Annotated in this window: 1 protein-coding gene; it reads right to left on the bottom strand. The window is 40.3% G+C overall.

Features of this window, described 5'->3' with window-relative positions; genetic code table 11:
* On the bottom strand, positions 1–238 hold a 238-nt coding region (locus AAEY93_RS21105), incomplete at both ends, for a glycyl radical enzyme domain-containing protein (protein ID WP_351079708.1).

Consider the following 238-nt stretch of genomic DNA (forward strand, 5'->3'; position numbering starts at 1 on the left):
CTGCTAACCCTGTGGTGTTGGTGCGTGAACCGCATTGCTTAAAAGTCTCAATGTCTGAGCGTTTAACCATATAACCAGTAACACGGACTAAATCGTTATTAGTAACATTGGCACTAAACTCTCTAAAACCTGAACTAAGGGCGCCTTTACAGAGTTGGAACATCGCTTGAGGATTAGCTTTAACGGTTTCATCTATGGTTAAAATATCGCTTATCCCAGCAGTATAATATTGATGATG

Source organism: Shewanella sp. CAL98-MNA-CIBAN-0140, from assembly GCF_040309905.1.
In the GTDB taxonomy this organism is placed as follows: domain Bacteria; phylum Pseudomonadota; class Gammaproteobacteria; order Enterobacterales; family Shewanellaceae; genus Shewanella; species Shewanella psychromarinicola.